The organism is Clostridium grantii DSM 8605 (assembly GCF_900129965.1).
Taxonomy (GTDB): Bacteria; Bacillota; Clostridia; order Clostridiales; family Clostridiaceae; genus Clostridium_AF; species Clostridium_AF grantii.
This window is the reverse complement of the sequence record NZ_FQXM01000010.1, coordinates 17,094-30,917: the sequence shown is the minus strand read 5'-3', so window position 1 is coordinate 30,917 and position 13,824 is coordinate 17,094. Positions and strand designations below refer to the sequence as shown.

Genomic DNA, 13,824 nt, shown 5'->3' with positions numbered 1-13,824 from the left:
CACTCTTATTTCCTTAAATAAAATATTTTTGAAATATTTTTCAAGGTTACCTCTCAACTCCTGTAGTAAAATGGAGGTTTATTTATGAAAACGAAAAAATTAGTTTTTTCATCACTTCTAGTTGCACTTGGCATTGTAACCGGTAGTTTAGTTTACTTTCCTGTAGGTGTTTCAAAATGTTTTCCTATGCAACATTTTATCAATGTTTTTTCTGCAATAACTTTAGGTCCTATCTATAGTGTTTGTATTGCCTTTTGTATTTCATTAATGCGAAACATTTTAGGGACTGGCTCACTTTTAGCTTTCCCTGGTTCTATGATTGGAGCTTATCTTTCAGCTATATTGTACAAACACACAAAAAAATATTTATTTGCTGTCTTTGGTGAAATAATTGGTACTGGAATAATTGGTGGCATTATTGCTTATCCTGTGGCTACTTTGCTTATGGGTAAATCTGTTGCTTTATTTTTCTTTGTTATACCATTTCTAATCAGCACTACCGGTGGCAGTACCATTGCTTATTTATTGATAAAAGCATTAGACTCAATGAAAATTCTAAAACTAAAAGACACTTTATAAAAGGGGATTTTAAGATGAAAAATGTATTAACTATAGCTGGTTCAGATTCAAGTGGTGGTGCTGGAATACAAGCAGACTTGAAAAGTTTTAGTGCTAATGGTGTTTTTGGAATGAGCGTTATTACAGCCATTACTGCTCAAAATACTCAAGGAGTTTTTGCCGTTGAAGATGTATCTTCTAGTATGATTGGAAAACAAATAGATGCAATATTCACAGATATTGAAGTATCCGCGGTTAAAATAGGTATGGTTTCAATAATAAATTCTATAGAAATAATCAGTCAGAAAATCAAAGAATATTTTCCTAAGAATATAGTTATAGACCCTGTTATGATATCTAAAAGTGGTTTTTCTTTATTACACCCTGAATCAAAAACAGTATTAATAGAAAAATTATTGCCTCTAGCTTATGTTTTAACGCCTAATATTCCAGAAGCAGAAGTAATATTAGAAGAGGCACTGGGGAAAAAGGTAACAATATCAAATATTGAAGATATGATTGAAGCTAGTAAGGAAATCAAGAAACTTGGGCCTAAAAATGTATTAATAAAAGGCGGTCATATGGAAGGCAGTGCTGTAGATGTGTTATTTGATGGAGAAAAAATATCTTACTTTGAAAGTGAAAGAATTGCTACAAAAAACACTCATGGTACAGGGTGCACCTTATCTTCTGCAATAACTGCAAATCTTGCACTAGGCTACTCGGTTGCGGAAAGTATAAAAAAATCAAAAGAATACATAACTACTGCAATTGCCCATTCTCTTGATATCGGCAAAGGCGTTGGACCTACAAATCATTTCTACACTCTCTATGAAAAGGCAGGTATGTTATATGAATAATACAGAAAATAAATTATCATTTTGGAGTTTTGCATTTTTGTGGTGCGGAGCTTCTATCTCAATAGCAGAAATATTAACTGGTGGTTTTATTGCTCCCCTTGGATTTAAGATGGGTTTAATAACTATTTTAGTTGGACATCTAATTGGTACTGCTATATTAGTTTTAGGCGGTGTTATAGGTACTCGTGAGAGAATTCCAGCTATTACTTCAACAAGAATTTCTTTTGGTTTATATGGCACGTATTTATTCTCTATTTTAAATGTACTTCAATTGATAGGTTGGACCGCTATAATGATTAAATCTGCCGCTTTATCTTTAAATATAATCAGCAATACTTTATGGGGAATTAATAACACAATACTTTGGAGTATCTTAATAGGATTATGTATTTGTTTTTGGATTTTTCTTGGAATAAAGGGATTTAAAAAAGTAAATGTCATAGCTGTTATTTTATTATTTGGACTAACTCTTGTTCTTGCATCAATTATTTTTTCTAATCAAAGTTTATTTAATAGCATTTCAGATAATTCAATATCATTTGGTGGTGCATTAGAACTCTCTGTAGTAATGCCTCTTTCTTGGTTACCATTAATCTCTGATTATACTAGATTTTCAAAATCAGAAAATGATGCTAAATACGGTAGTTTTATTGGTTATTTCTTAGGAAGTTCATGGATGTATATTATTGGTCTAGGAGCTGCTATTGTTACTCAGAATCCTGATCCTTCTGCTATTATGCTAGCGGCTAATCTTGGCCTTATTGCTTTTGGTATTGTTTTTCTTTCTACTATAACTACTACTTTTATGGATGCTTATTCTGCAGGCGTTACTTTTTTAAATATTATGCCTAAGCTAGACGAGAAGAAAATCTCAATAATTATGACAATTATAGGGACAATCATTTCTCTAATGTTTGCTATTGAAAATTATGAATTTTTCTTATATGCCATAGGTTCAGTTTTCAGTCCATTATTCGCCATTTTATTAACTGATTATTTTATTATTAAGAAAAAAACAAAGATTGAAGAAACACTTTTATTAAATATAGGTTCAGTTATTGTATGGGTTGTTGGTGTTTCCATTTACTATATATTTATTAAATATGATTTTATTTTAGGAGCTACCCTTCCTACAATCATAGTAACTGGATTCTTATATTTTATTAGTTGGAGGTTTATGAATTCATGGAAACTTATTCAAAAATAGAAAAATTACTTATTGATATTAATGAAAAAAATCCTCTTGTTCATCATATAACCAATTATGTTACCACTAATGACTGTGCAAACATCGTTTTAGCCATTGGTGCTTCTCCTGTTATGGCTGATGCTATAAATGAAATTGAAGATATTGTTTCAATTTCTAATTCTCTTATTATTAATATAGGTACTTTAAATGATACTAAAATTGAATCTATGATTAAAGCTGGAATTAAAGCTAACAAGCTAAATATTCCCGTAATTCTAGACCCCGTTGGAATTTCTGCCTCAAAATACAGAACTGAAACTATAAAAAAACTTTTAAAAGAAATTAATTTTTCTGTGATACGAGGTAATTTATCTGAAATCAAGGCCTTATGTGGTATAGATTCCATTTCAAAAGGGGTTGATTCTAGAGAAGATAGTTGCCGTGAAGGAGAAAAAATAGCTTTAATGGCTGCCAAACTTCATAATACCGTCATTGCTATTACAGGTGCAGTTGATTATATTTCTGATGGTAAAAAAATTATTACTCTTCATAATGGAAATAAAATTCTTACTAAAGTTACTGGTACTGGATGTATGACTACTTCATTAATTGGTGCTTTCTGTGGCGCTACTCAAGATTATTTTCTTGCAGCTACATTAGGAATTTTAACAATGAGCTTGTCTGGTGAAATAGCTTACGATTCACTAAAAGAAGGAGATGGCATAGGTAGTTTTAAAGTGAAATTAATGGATTCTATTTATAACTTTTCAATTGATGACATAAATAAAAGAGGTAAAATTTATGAAGGATAAAGTTGATTATTCATTATATCTAGTTACAGATAGAGATATTTTAGGTGATAGAGATTTGTGCACTGCTATGGAAGAAGCTATTTTAGGCGGAGTTTCAATAATTCAACTTCGTGAAAAAAACATTTCATCTTTAGATTTTTATAACTCAGCTTTAAAAGTAAAAAAAGTTACTGATAAATATAACATTCCACTAATTATAAACGATAGATTAGATATCGCTTTAGCAATAGACGCCGCAGGCGTACATCTTGGTCAATCTGATCTTCCATGTGAAATTGCCCGAAAAATACTTGGAGAAAATAAAATATTAGGTATTTCTACTGCTACTTTAGAAGAAGCTGTTTTAGCAAAAAAACAAGGGGCTGATTATTTAGGTGTTGGGGCCATGTTTTCAACCTCTACAAAACTAAATACTCGCTCAGTAAGCATCTCTACTTTAAAGGAAATAAAAAATACAGTAAATATCCCCGTAGTTGCTATAGGTGGTATAAATCATGCAAACTATAAAAAACTAATTCCTACAAATATAGAAGGCTTTGCAGTTGTTTCTGCCATACTAGGCCAAGACAATATAAAATTAGCCTCCCAAAAATTTTTGGACTGTCCACAATCTTTTTAGAAATATAAAAAACTTTAGGGACGGTTCACAAATATTTTTATATAAAAATATTTGTGAACCGTCCCTATTATTTTGATTTTATTTTGATTAAATTTATTTTATTGGTCAATACTTTAGTTATAAATCTAAATTTTAAATTGCGCTAGGCTATATATGTCTAGATAATACCATAAGGAAGGTGTTTAATTTGTGTAGAAAAGCAAGAAATGCAGTAGAAACAGGAACCTATCATATTATAATGAGGGGTTCAAGTGAAATAACTCTTTTTAAATCTGATACTGATAAAGATCGTTTCTTAAATACAATAAAAAAGTACCAAACTACTTTCAGATTCAAAGTTTTAGCCTATTGTATTATGAGTACTCATGTTCATTTACTAATAGCATCTAATGGAGCTAATCTAAGTAAATTCATGCATGGGATAAATCTTAGTTATGCAATTTATTATAATAAAACTTATAAAAGACACGGTCATGTTTTTTCAGATAGATTTAAAAGTAAAATTGTTCAAAGTGAACCCGCTTTAAAATTTGTTTCAGCATATATTCATAATAATCCAAAAGATATAAGTGGCTATAAAAATAAAGTCGAAGATTATAAATACTCAAGTTTAGGAATATATTTAGGTATTCATGAAGATGTTCTCAATATAGTTGATTCGTCAATTATTCTAAATTATTATGATACTAATAAAATTATTGCAAGGAAAAATTATTTTACATTCGTAAAAGCAAGACAAGCACTTAAGGATTCATTGTCAAATACAGAACAAATCTGTGATTCTCTAAATAATGTCTATGATGAATACAACACTCTTCTATTAGAGATTAAAAACTTTGAACTTAATAAAGATCACTGGCAATATACTAGTGGAAAATCCGAAACTACCAAAAGAGTAAAACCTGAGGATATCATAAGCTTCATTTGTAATAATACAAATATAAACAACTATGATTTACAAATAAAATATCGAAGAAATACAACTGAATTTAGAGCTTTCAGTGTGTTTTTAATGCGTAGTTTTTGTGATATAAATTTTAAAAATATAAGTTCCCTTTTAGGTGGCATTAGTGTTTCTGCTCTTTGTAACCTTTGTAATAAAGGCTATGAATTAATTAAAAGCAATTCTTACTACACTAATATTTTAACTAAATTTTTAAAAGAATACCCCGCTTAAAAATAAAAACACATCCTTTTTATATACCTTTAAGATAAATATCTAATAATAGCTACTGATAATTTTAACCTTTATATCAAAATTCTCTTTTCAGTTTATTTTTATATAACTCTTGATCTGCTTTTACGACAAAGCTCCATGGTTTTATATCTTTTTTAGGGCTATCATTATATATTCCTATACTAATTGTTACATATTTATCTATTGGAGATAATTCATTTAACATCTCTAAATTTCTCACTTTACTTTTCAAAGACATGATTTCATCTATTAATGTTGCATTGTGAATACCTGGTAAAACTAAGCAAAATTCATCCCCACCATATCTGGCTGCAAAGCCTGAGTGATCTTCACAAAAATCCTTAAGCACATTTGATATTTCAATTATACATCCATCGCCTGCTATATGCCCATAAGTATCGTTGTATTTTTTAAAATAATCAATATCAATCATAACTAAAAATAATTCAATATTTTCATTTATAGCATTTTTCCATTGCTCATCAATAATAATATCTAGTTTTCTTCTATTATACAAGTTAGTTAGTGAATCTACACAAGAAATCGTTTCTAGTTTTTCATTAGCCCTCTTTAATTCTAAATTTTTTTCTTCTATAATCTTTGTTTTTATAAAATTTTCTAATCTATTTTTATAAAGATGCCTTTCAATAACCCATCCTATTACGATAAAGACTGAAGTATTTAGAGTACTTGCAAAAACTTCAGCTTCTGTGCCATTAATTATAAATCTCATACTAACAAAAAATACTTGAACCAAACCGTAAACTATTAATAATAATTTAGGTTTTATATATACAACAAGTGCTATTGCCACAATAAAAGTCAAATAAACTGTAGCCTCTCTATTATAAATTTGATCTATTATTGATATTCCTGCACTCCATATTAATCCACTTAAAATGTGAAATAAAATTATGTTTTGTAACTTTTTAGTTTTTATGTTTTTATGCTTATTAATATTTCTAAATAAAATAATATAAAATATTACCATTGCTATTAATAAAAAATACATTCCTCTGTAATATTTCAAAGATGTTCCATAAAGAGGTTTTGACATAGGCACAAATGACACTATAGTAACTATGATTTCAATTAAAAGTATCCACTTTAAAAAATGAGCAGAATTTTTTAAACTATTTAAAGTTGCTTCTCGTTCAAACTCATCCTTATATTCTTTTGGGATTTTAACAAATAAATCTTCTAAAAATTTCCGCATATTATCCACCATACCCCTTGTAAGCTTATAAATAATCTTTCCTAAATTCATAATTAAATTATATATATTTTTCTTAATTATAATTCAAATGAAACAATTTTAACACCCTTTTAGTTCCAATTAACTATCAATAGTTAATTGGAACTAAATATCATTGATATTTACAAAAATTATTAGAATTTAACCTTTTTCATAGCCCTGTTTCTTTTTTTAATCTCTCTTACATATGCTCGTTGACTATTTTTATTAGATTTTCTCTCCATAAATTCTGCTTCTTTTTTTAGTTTTAGATAATTATTATATCTCTCCACTGAAATATTTCCATTTTTCATAGCTTCTTTTATTGCGCATCCTACTTCTGTTCTATGACTACAATTTGTGAATTTACACCTAGCAGATATTTCTTCAATATCTTTAAAAGAATTGTAAATACTTTCATTATCTCCCAACATACCAACTTCCCTCATTCCAGGGGTATCAATAATTACTCCCCCTAAATTAGTTTGAATAAGTTCTCGATAAGTAGTTGTATGCCGTCCTTTATCTCCATTTCCAATATCCTTTGTAAGTTGTTTTTCCTCATTTAATATACTATTAACCAATGTTGATTTCCCTACCCCTGAAGAGCCTACAAACCCAATAGTACTACCTTCTTTTAAATATGTTTTTACCTGTTCAATCCCTGACATTTCAACTGAAGACACCACGATTATATCTATTCCAAAGGCAATGCTATCTACCTGTGAATATTTTTCATTAATATCTTCACATAAATCAGATTTTGTTAGTAAAATTACTGGAGTCGCCCCACTATTCCAAGCTAAGCTTATATATCTTTCTAATCTTTTTAAATTAAAATCATTATTTAAAGTCATACAAATAAACAAGTTATCAACATTTGCAGCAACAATCTGCTCATCGCTTCTATTTCCTGCTACTTTTCTTGAAAACTTACTTTTTCTTTTCAATATTCCATTAATAATGGCTACCCCATTATCATGATTGACTCTATCAACAACTACCCAATCTCCAACAGTTGGATAATCCATTCTTTCAATTGCATTGTAAGACATTTTACCTGAAATCTTTCCTAGCATCTTGCCTTCTTCAGTCACTATTTTATATAAATTTTTTTGTTCTTCAACCACTCTACCTAAATAATACCCTTGATAATTTTCTTCATATTCCTTTATAAAGGATTCCTTTAATCCCCAATGAAAAAGATTTATTTTATTATCCATACTTACCTCCAATTAATTTTGGGCATAAAAATACCCTAGAATTCAAAAATTTTCATTTTTGCTACTCCAAGGTCTATAGGCATAAAAATAAATCTATTATTTTAAAATATATTATAAGATATTCTAATAGTTATATTTAACAAATATTATCCCCAGAGTAGCTTTTATTCAATTCACTTTTTATAATCAACATGCTTAAATTTTTCATAATACACCACTCCTTTTATTTTCTTTTCTAAAATAGGGTACTAATATATACTCTTTTAGATATCTTATTATATCACAAATCTAATAATAATAATAATAATAATAATGCTAAACTTAACATTTACTTATATTCTATAGGGATCCCTCTGTGAAACTTAATTTATACTTGTACAAAATCTCCATGTTTCTAGGAGTTTTGGACACGTATAAATTAATAGTTGAACTGGGATACCTATAACGTAAATCCACTCCCTACTTCTTTTAAATTAACTACTTTTGATAACGCTATTTTTGATTTCAAATCTGTGCAATGGCATGCATGAACTTCATTAATATCTTCTTTTTCAAAATATTCTATAGTTCCTTCCAATTGTTCTTTACTAGGGTCAAGTAAATGAAATCCTCCAACTATATCAGCAATTCTGTTTTCTTTACAAATTTTCTTTGCATACTCAATAATATTACAAATACCTGCATGAGAACATCCGGTTATTAATACCAATCCTTCTGATGATTTATAAACCATAGCAGAATCATCAATTAAATAATCATCTACTTTCACTCCATTAACTTCAAACTTTCCAATTGGAATTTTATTTTCAAAATCATTCTTTCTTTCAATTTCTCCAAGAAAACCTATTTTATCTGATATCCAAACAGGCTCTTTACTTAAATTCATATTAAAGTTTTTACTCAGTTTTTCTTCACTTATTAAGGAACCTATTTCTTGGTCTACTTCATATTCCTTATATAAAAATGCATAAGGATGCGCTATAAGTGTTGGCTTATTATACTTTATACTTTCGATTTTTGCTTCCGTATAAAGCTTGATCAAAGGAACTAATCCCCATGTATGATCTATATGTCCATGTGAAATGACTAAAAAATCCAAATTCATAAGACTTGTATTCATTTTCTGTGCATTCCTAATAAATGCATCTGAATATCCTGTATCAAATAAAACATTCACTGATTCATCTTCAATTAAATATGATACTCCTTGTTCCCCGAAAAAAATAACGTTCTATTAAAGTGTTGTTATCTAGCAATACTTTTAATTTCATTTATTCACCTTCCAAACTAGTTTCATAATAAACGCACTCCTTTATTTTAAAAATTTAACATTATAAATATGCCACATATAAAACTCACTATATTTGCAACTATAGCATATCTTATTCGTCTACTAGCCTTATATTCAAGCAAAAATTTGTTGAATAAAATAGTTTCAATAACTAAAATAATAATTTCAAAAGGTATATAATAAAATACCGCTGCCAGTGTACCTTGTGATATCATCCCTTTAATTACAACTAAGGTTAATAACAATTGTGTACTTAAATTAATATTTAAAATAGTAATTTAATTTTAAATATTCTCCTAGTCTAATATAATATTGTTTAAAAACTCTTTACTTCTAGATGCAATTTCTTCGTACTCATAATCATGAACATAATGCCCACAATCTAATATAATCTTCTGATTTTCAGCTATTCCTGAGGCATAGTCAATTAGATATTGTTGCCATTGTTCTTTCTCCCAACCTGTTCCATTACCATTTGAGATAAACAATAGCATAGGAACTTCAGGTAATCCCATTTCATCAACTTTTTCTGCACTTTCTTTAATACATTCTAACTCATTCAACATTGTCTTTGTAACTGTTCTTCTATAAAAAACTGCTCTATATATTTCTTTTTCATCTTCAGTTAAAGACCCCGCCTTAATTGCAGCTGAGCTTTCACAAACAGATGGAATAAACCTTGTAAATCCGATTTCAGCTGCAAATGCTGCTAAGTTTAGAATAGCTTTATTTGGCATTAGATAGTTTTCATAAGTTTCTGGAATAGCTGGATCTAATCCTATAATTGCTTTAACTTCTTCTGGGTATTTATTTACCCAATAAATTGCTTCTATTCCTGACATGGAATGTGGAAATACTACATATGGAGGCTTTTGTCCAGCTAACGTTAACGCTTTTCTTGTTTCTTCTAGAACCGTATCTATGTCTCTTGGAACATCCGAAACTTCACTAAAACCATATCCAGCTTTCTCTATAACTGCAATACCATAATCATCACTTAATTTAGAATATAAGCTTCTAAAATCTAAAGTTGGCGAGCAAGTTCCTCCCCCTGACATAAATACCAAAGTCACGTTTCCTTCCCCTTCAGTATAAACATGCATATAATGATCATTTACCTTAACCATTTTACCTAGGGGTTTAAATAATTCTGATTCTTGATTTAACTTAATTTTATGATTGATAAAGCTAATTATAATAATGATTATTAAAATACTAAAAATTATTATTATCCCTCTTCTTAATATTCTCATGATTTTTTTCATTGTTACCTCCAAGGATATTTGATTTCTGTTCCATGGCACTCTATACCCTCACTAATAAATTATAATCATTAATCCAGCAAAAAAATATTACTTGTATTTATGCTAAACAACGTAGGTTTTACACCTGAAAAGTCATACCATCATAAGCAAAACTAATTCCATCATACTGCTTTTCTAATTCTAAATAATCATCATAAGACTTGCCCCAATCCTCTTCCAAGTGAGCCATAATAACTTTTTTAATTTTATATTTATTTTTTAATTCTACAATTTCATTCCTACTAAACAATTCTTTTCTAAAAATATTATCTTCACTTAAAACATAGCCATCCTTTAAAACTTCACCAACAACAGTATTCCCAATAACCATAACATCAGCATTTTCAAAAATATGATTTTCAGAAAATGGCTTTACATCACAAGGAGCATAAATAACTTTTCTTCCTTCTTTCTCAAAAATAAATATCGTAGCACAATATAATACAATATGTTTTAAAGTTCATGTATGCTTCTTTTCAAAATAACAATGCCCCGTGGCTTATTAAAAGTAGAAAAATCAAACACATTCTTTATATCTTTAATTAATATATTTTCAATATCAAAATAGTATTTATCCTGTTCTATACGTTCATCCATCCAGGTTAACCACAGCTCTACCTCATAGCCTTCCTTCATATTTTCCTTTAAATAATCAATCAATTCATTCGCTCTTTTGTCCGAATATCTCCAATTTAATGTATATATATAATATTCTTATTTGTATACCATTGAATATCCGAGTCTTTATATCCTATAGAAATTTGTATTTCATTAAAGTCCTCTTCTGAATCAACAACAATGCTATCCGCTTCTTCTGCACTACAAGGAATTAATAAGTCTGGCGAATTTTTATCACTTTCATGGGTATAATGATAAATAGTCCCGTCATCATCAATTTCTACTTTAACTCCATTCTTAAACTTATAATACTTAACTTTACTATAATCTATAAATGGTAATGCATGATCAGTAGCAATAAACATTAATAAACTCATAAAAAATACCTCCTTAAATATTTATTCCTCTTTTTTTGTAAATTTTATCTGAATTTTTTCAAGAATAAATATCTGAAAACTCTATAGATATCCGTTCAACCTTTGATTGAATAAAATTATCCACTTTATTTTCAGAAATATCTTCAGCTAATACTTTTACGGGCAATTCTATTATGAATTCGCTCCCTTTTCCTATTTCGCTAATTACTTTTATTTTTCCATTATGTAATTCAATTATTGATTTTACTAATGAGAGGCCTATGCCGCTTCCTTCAGCTTGTCTACTAAGTGAGGAATCTACCTGTCTAAATCTATCAAAAATTTGCTCTCTCATATAATCTGGAATTCCTATTCCTGTATCTTTTACGCTGATAATCACCTTATCTTTTCTATCAAAGATATTTACATGTATTGCTCCCCCATGCTTAGTAAATTTTATTGCATTAGAAAATAAATTCAACATGATTCTCTCAAGTTTATCAGCATCAAAAGCTACTATTTTTTCTTCTACTTCAGTATCAAATACAAGCTCAATCCCTTTACTGCCTACGTATTCAGCTATAGACATAGTAATATCTTCTACATTACTTATAATATTATGATTCTCTAGATTTAAATTCATAAATCCTGAATCAATTTTAGTAATATCAATTAAATTATTTATAAGTTTAAGTAGTCTATAACAATTTTGTTTAGAAATTTTTGTATATGTATTTAATTTTTCATGATAAACAATTGATTTCTTATCACAATATAGTTCATTAATTAATTGTACAACCCCTAAAATAATATTCAAAGGAGTTTTTAATTCATGTGAAATAGTTGCAAAAAATTGATCTTTCATTAGCTCACATTTCTTAGCTTCTTCCAATAACATTTCTTTTATTTCAACTTCTTTTTCAAGCTTTTCCATTTCTCTTTTTTTGGTGATATCTCTCAAACTCCAAATACTTCCACTCAATTTTTCATCTATTATAAAAGCCTTAGATAATCCCTCAAATACTCTTCCATCCTTTAACTTTATAATATAAGTACTATCAAATATATTTTCTATGCTTTCTATTAACCAATTAATAACTTCTTCTGAATTTATAACTATGCTTCTAATATAATTTTCGAATTCATGACTATTTTTTATATCTAAATGTTCTTGTTGTATTCCTAATATTTTATTTAAGCTATCATTACCATGTATAATATTCTTTTGAGTATCCGCAACTAGAATTCCGTCTACTGTAGAGTCAAGAATTGATTTCAATATTTTTTTTTCTCTTTTCAATTCCTTCTCTATTTTTCTTAGTTTTTTTATATTATTCAACCGACTGTAGTTTACTATGGAAAGAAAAATTATTATGATAATCCCACATAAATAGATTAAACTCTTTTCTATTTTTAAAGATGAAACTGGCATATTTATAAATTTACTTTCTTTGGGTAGTCTATCAATATTTATATTAAATTCTTTTAAAAGATTATAATCAAAAGTATATTCACTTATACTTTCTTCTATAAAAGGGATTTCAGATATATTTTTACCTCTTAATATTTCCACTGCCATATTAGCTATTATCTGACCCTGATTGTAGGCATCAATCATTCTTCCTCCAACAACGCCCCCTCCCAATTGCATTTTCCAACAACTATATAATGGAACCTTTGTTTTCTCATAAATAAGTTTGCTACCTATTTCCACAGGAACAAGTTCTCCAAATTTATCTTTAAAAATTGCAGTTTGAAATATTATGCTATTAACAGGTATGTCTTTTATAATATTTATCACCTTATCTATAGAATCTTCCTTTATATAATCAAACTTTATTTCTTTGAAATATAACGCCTCTATTTCCTTTATAATTTCTTCATTTATATCACCAAATAAGGAATTATCAGATATAACATATATATTTTCAGTATTTGGATGTAACTTCATAGCTAAATCAATAGTACTTTTTACATCTACATTTTCACTAATTCCTGTAAATAAATTATCATTTTTAGTTATATATTGGTCGTACTGATTCAGTCCACAAACTATTATTGGAGTATCTGGAAATAATTCTTCATGATATGATTTTAAAAATTCATAAGCATCATTATCACTAGCCAAAATCACATCAAATTTACTATCTTTATACTTATGCTTATACAATTCATACAAGTTTTTTAAATGTTCTTTATCTTTTATTACTTTTGTATCCATATATTCAATCCGAATAACATTTTCCGTGTCATCCAAAACACTTTTTATACCTTTAATTATATCATCTGTCCATGTATATCCTTGATGATAAGAGTTCAGAATAAGTATATGCTTTTCTATATTTCCCTCAGCAAATATATACGAGTTGCTAAGTAATAAAATATTAATTAGTACCAGTAATGAAAGTACTGCTTTTTTTATATAACGTTTCATTATATCCGAACCCCTTTTACAAAATTAGTATTTAAATTTAATATATAACATATTAAATTATACCATAAAACCTTTTTAATTCCTTTATTTTGTAATACTATCTCCAATTGAATCTACAAGTTTCTTAT

The 13,824-nt window shown here is 28.1% G+C and carries 13 protein-coding genes and 1 pseudogene; 6 read left to right on the top strand and 8 right to left on the bottom strand.

Annotated features, from left to right (window positions below):
• Positions 1-84: 84 nt before the first annotated feature.
• From thiW to BUB83_RS10080, 6 genes are all read left to right on the top strand, one after another.
• The gene (gene thiW, locus BUB83_RS10105) at positions 85-579 is read left to right on the top strand and encodes an energy coupling factor transporter S component ThiW (RefSeq protein ID WP_073338348.1); all 495 of its coding nucleotides are present in this window, start codon (positions 85-87) and stop codon (positions 577-579) included.
• A 14-nt stretch (positions 580-593) separates the two neighbouring features.
• On the top strand, positions 594-1,418 hold the full coding sequence (gene thiD, locus BUB83_RS10100) for a bifunctional hydroxymethylpyrimidine kinase/phosphomethylpyrimidine kinase (RefSeq protein WP_073338347.1): 825 nt from the start codon (positions 594-596) through the stop codon (positions 1,416-1,418).
• Positions 1,411-2,625, top strand: coding sequence for a putative hydroxymethylpyrimidine transporter CytX (gene cytX / locus BUB83_RS10095; protein WP_073338346.1), 1,215 nt, complete (start codon positions 1,411-1,413; stop codon positions 2,623-2,625). Before thiD ends, cytX begins: the two co-directional genes overlap by 8 nt.
• Positions 2,604-3,419 (top strand): hydroxyethylthiazole kinase, encoded by an 816-nt coding sequence (thiM, locus tag BUB83_RS10090; protein WP_073338345.1) that lies wholly within the window; start codon positions 2,604-2,606, stop codon positions 3,417-3,419. The genes cytX and thiM overlap by 22 nt, the downstream gene beginning before the upstream one ends.
• A complete protein-coding gene (thiE, locus tag BUB83_RS10085; protein WP_073338344.1) occupies positions 3,409-4,038 on the top strand; it encodes a thiamine phosphate synthase in 630 nt (209 codons plus the stop codon). Before thiM ends, thiE begins: the two co-directional genes overlap by 11 nt.
• Before the next feature lie 187 nt (positions 4,039-4,225).
• Positions 4,226-5,215, top strand: coding sequence for a transposase (locus BUB83_RS10080; RefSeq protein WP_084133505.1), 990 nt, complete (start codon positions 4,226-4,228; stop codon positions 5,213-5,215).
• Between the two features lie 76 nt (positions 5,216-5,291).
• On the opposite strand, the gene BUB83_RS10075 is transcribed toward BUB83_RS10080, so the two are convergent.
• From BUB83_RS10075 to BUB83_RS10040, 8 genes and pseudogenes are all read right to left on the bottom strand, one after another.
• Positions 5,292-6,452, bottom strand: coding sequence for a GGDEF domain-containing protein (locus tag BUB83_RS10075; protein WP_073338343.1), 1,161 nt, complete (start codon positions 6,450-6,452; stop codon positions 5,292-5,294).
• 173 nt (positions 6,453-6,625) lie between these two features.
• On the bottom strand, positions 6,626-7,693 hold the full coding sequence (gene rsgA, locus BUB83_RS10070; RefSeq protein WP_073338342.1) for a ribosome small subunit-dependent GTPase A: 1,068 nt from the start codon (positions 7,691-7,693) through the stop codon (positions 6,626-6,628).
• A 439-nt stretch (positions 7,694-8,132) separates the two neighbouring features.
• Positions 8,133-8,964 (bottom strand): annotated as a pseudogene (locus BUB83_RS10065) (MBL fold metallo-hydrolase).
• Positions 8,965-9,280: 316 nt separating this feature from the next.
• Complete coding sequence (locus BUB83_RS10060; protein WP_073338341.1) at positions 9,281-10,249, bottom strand: alpha/beta fold hydrolase; 969 nt, start codon at positions 10,247-10,249, stop codon at positions 9,281-9,283.
• Positions 10,250-10,367: 118 nt separating this feature from the next.
• On the bottom strand, positions 10,368-10,619 hold the full coding sequence (locus BUB83_RS10055; RefSeq protein ID WP_073338340.1) for an MBL fold metallo-hydrolase: 252 nt from the start codon (positions 10,617-10,619) through the stop codon (positions 10,368-10,370).
• 122 nt (positions 10,620-10,741) lie between these two features.
• Positions 10,742-10,948 (bottom strand): hypothetical protein, encoded by a 207-nt coding sequence (locus BUB83_RS10050; RefSeq protein ID WP_073338339.1) that lies wholly within the window; start codon positions 10,946-10,948, stop codon positions 10,742-10,744.
• A 32-nt stretch (positions 10,949-10,980) separates the two neighbouring features.
• Positions 10,981-11,283: a hypothetical protein gene (locus BUB83_RS10045; protein WP_073338338.1), complete on the bottom strand. Its 303-nt coding sequence runs from the start codon at positions 11,281-11,283 to the stop codon at positions 10,981-10,983.
• 58 nt (positions 11,284-11,341) lie between these two features.
• On the bottom strand, positions 11,342-13,696 hold the full coding sequence (locus BUB83_RS10040) for a sensor histidine kinase (protein WP_084133503.1): 2,355 nt from the start codon (positions 13,694-13,696) through the stop codon (positions 11,342-11,344).
• Between the last annotated feature and the right edge of the window lie 128 nt (positions 13,697-13,824).

What these genes read in the sequence shown, in the direction of transcription:
- thiW (WP_073338348.1), top strand. Translation starts at nt 85, where the DNA reads ATGAAAACGAAAAAATTAGTTTTTTCATCACTTCTAGTTGCACTTGGC.
- thiD (WP_073338347.1), top strand. Translation starts at nt 594, where the DNA reads ATGAAAAATGTATTAACTATAGCTGGTTCAGATTCAAGTGGTGGTGCT.
- cytX (WP_073338346.1), top strand. Translation starts at nt 1,411, where the DNA reads ATGAATAATACAGAAAATAAATTATCATTTTGGAGTTTTGCATTTTTG.
- thiM (WP_073338345.1), top strand. Translation starts at nt 2,604, where the DNA reads ATGGAAACTTATTCAAAAATAGAAAAATTACTTATTGATATTAATGAA.
- thiE (WP_073338344.1), top strand. Translation starts at nt 3,409, where the DNA reads ATGAAGGATAAAGTTGATTATTCATTATATCTAGTTACAGATAGAGAT.
- BUB83_RS10075 (WP_073338343.1), bottom strand. Translation starts at nt 6,452, where the DNA reads ATGCGGAAATTTTTAGAAGATTTATTTGTTAAAATCCCAAAAGAATAT.
- rsgA (WP_073338342.1), bottom strand. Translation starts at nt 7,693, where the DNA reads ATGGATAATAAAATAAATCTTTTTCATTGGGGATTAAAGGAATCCTTT.
- BUB83_RS10060 (WP_073338341.1), bottom strand. Translation starts at nt 10,249, where the DNA reads ATGAAAAAAATCATGAGAATATTAAGAAGAGGGATAATAATAATTTTT.
- BUB83_RS10055 (WP_073338340.1), bottom strand. Translation starts at nt 10,619, where the DNA reads ATGGTTATTGGGAATACTGTTGTTGGTGAAGTTTTAAAGGATGGCTAT.
- BUB83_RS10045 (WP_073338338.1), bottom strand. Translation starts at nt 11,283, where the DNA reads ATGAGTTTATTAATGTTTATTGCTACTGATCATGCATTACCATTTATA.
- BUB83_RS10040 (WP_084133503.1), bottom strand. Translation starts at nt 13,696, where the DNA reads ATGAAACGTTATATAAAAAAAGCAGTACTTTCATTACTGGTACTAATT.